This window comes from Candidatus Cloacimonas sp., from assembly GCA_035403355.1.
GTDB lineage: Bacteria > Cloacimonadota > Cloacimonadia > Cloacimonadales > Cloacimonadaceae > Cloacimonas.
On the sequence record DAONFA010000059.1, the window covers coordinates 1 to 2,678 of the forward strand.

Annotated in this window: 1 protein-coding gene; it reads left to right on the top strand. The window is 41.0% G+C overall.

Going from position 1 to position 2,678, the window contains the following annotated elements:
* Positions 1 to 595 precede the first annotated feature (595 nt).
* Positions 596 to 2,314: an SBBP repeat-containing protein gene (locus PLE33_09135; protein ID HPS61402.1), complete on the top strand. Its 1,719-nt coding sequence runs from the start codon at positions 596 to 598 to the stop codon at positions 2,312 to 2,314.
* Positions 2,315 to 2,678 lie beyond the last annotated feature (364 nt).

The following is a 2,678-nucleotide window of genomic DNA, read 5'->3' on the forward strand; positions in this document are numbered from 1 at the left end:
ATTTTAGAAACAAGGATTTCAGGATTTAAGGATTAAGAGGATTTTAATAGGTCTGAGATGAACAGGATTGGATGGATTTAGAGGATTGGATGGATTTAGAGGATTGAATAGGTCTGAGATGAACAGGATTAAAGGGATTTTAGGGATTATTACATAGATCTTTTCTTGTACCGGCGGACGCTGTTCCGCCGTTCTTAGTACCGGAGCTCGCTGTTCCGCCGTTCTTGGTACCGGCGGACGCTGTTCCGCCGTTTTTTATTCGGCGCTACAGCGAGCGCCGGTACCAAGAAGGCCCCTCGTAAAATGCCAGCCACTTTTTTTCTTTTATCTCTCTTTCTTTCTTGCCTGCACCAAAAAAACTTGACAGATTTTTCCCCAAAATTATAGGAGTAACTGTGCATAATTTCTAAGAGGATGGAAAAATGCTGATATTAAAAGACCAGAACACATTGCCATATTTACCGAACATTATTATGTTTTTCTTATCAAATCAAAGCAGATTACTATTTCTCTTTCTACAGAACATAAATATACCTATTTTAACCCTGTATTTGATGAGTATAAAGCAAAAGAAAAAAATATCGTGGAGGATACTGTGAAAAAAGCATTTCTACTCTTTATTTTGGTTCTCTGTTCCATAGCACTCTTTGCCCAAAACGAGGATTGGCTCTGGGCAAAGCAAGCCGGGGGAACAGATGATGATTATGGCTATAGCATTGCTGTTGATACAAACGGAAACAGCTATGTTACGGGTAGTTTTTATGGTAGTGCTACCTTCGGAACTACTACCTTAACCAGCAGTAGTGATTATGACATCTTTGTTGCTAAGATGGATAGTAATGGTAACTGGCTTTGGGCAAAGCAAGCCGGGGGAACAGATAGAGATGGGGGCAATAGCATTGCTGTTGATGCCAACGGAAACAGCTATGTTACGGGTAGTTTTTATGGTAGTGCTACCTTCGGCACTACTAACTTAACCAGTAGTGGAGAAAATGACATATTTGTTGCCAAGCTGGATAGCAATGGTAACTGGCTCTGGGCTAATCAAGCCGGGGGAACATTTAATGATTATGGCTATTGCATTGCGGTTGATACCAATGGAAACAGCTATATTACCGGTCTTTTTGATGGTAGTGCTACATTCGGAACTACTACTTTAACCAGCAGTGGAGATTATGATATCTTTGTTGCCAAGCTGGATAGCAACGCTAACTGGCTCTGGGCAACGCAAGTCGCCGCTGGAACACGGGTTGATTATGGCTATAGCATTGCGGTTGATGCCAACGGTAATAGCTATGTTACCGGTGATTTTTCTGGTAGTGCTACCTTCGGCACCACTACCTTAACCAGTAGTGAATATGAAGACATTTTTGTTGCTAAGCTGGATAGCAACGGTAACTGGCTCTGGGTAAAGCAAACCGTTGGAATATATCCTGATGCTAGCTATGGCATTGCAGTTGATGACAATGGTAATAGCTATGTTACAGGTTATTTTTGGGGTAATGCTATCTTTGGTGCTACTACCTTAACCAGTAATGGATATAACGACATCTTTGTTGCTAAGCTGGATAGCAATGGGAACTGGCTCTGGGCAAAGCAAGCCGGTGGAACATGGGATGATTATTGCTATGATATTGCGGTTGATACCAACGGAAACAGTTATGTTACAGGTGATTTCTGGGATTATACTACCTTCGGCTCTACTGCCTTAACCAGTAGTGGAGGTTATGATATCTTTGTTGCTAAGCTGGACAGTAACGGTAACTGGCTCTGGGCAAAGAAAGCCGGGGGAACAAATTCCGATTATATCAGTGGCATTGCAGTTGATGACAATGGTAATAGCTATGTTACAGGTCGTTTTTGGGATAATGCTATCTTCGGCGCTACTACCTTAACTGGTAGTGGAGGTTGTGATATTTTTATCTCCAAAATAGGTAGTGTTTATCAGGTCTTAGCTCCGAAACCACCCAATAACCTTGTCTGCGTGATGGATGGCTACGATGCTTTGCTTACCTGGGATGCTGTAACAGAGACCATTTTTGATACCCCTGTGGTGCCTGATTATTACATTGTGTTTTACAATGATTCAGCCAATCCCTATGGGGAATTTTGTCTTCTTGATTCTACCCCGGATTTAACTTATACCCACTCCTTAGTAGGTTTACACGCACCCTATATGTTTTATCGGATTGTTGCTTATAAGTTTTATGGCAGAGAGAAAGTCAGCATTGAAGATTTGGGCTTGAGCAGAGGAATGTCCGAAACCGAGGTTAGGAATATATTGCAAGGGGTAGAAACAAGGATTTCAGAATAAGGATTTTAGAAACAAGGATTTCAGAATAAGGATTTCAGAATAAGGATTTTAGAAACAAGGATTTCAGAATAAGGATTTCAGGACAAGGATTTTAGAAACAAGGATTTCAGGATTTAAGGATTAAGAGGATTTTAATAGGTCTGGGATGAACAGGATTAAAGGGATTTTAGGGATTATTACATAGCAATTGTTCTTTGTACCGGCGGACGCTGTTCCGCCGTTTTTTATTCGGCGCTACAGCGAGCGCCGGTACCATTTTTTTCTCTCATTTCTTACTTACTTAAGCTCGTGTATTACTCCTTAATCAAACCTTAATCAAGCGTTAATAATTAAGGAGTGATTAAGGGATGATAAAGGATTGATT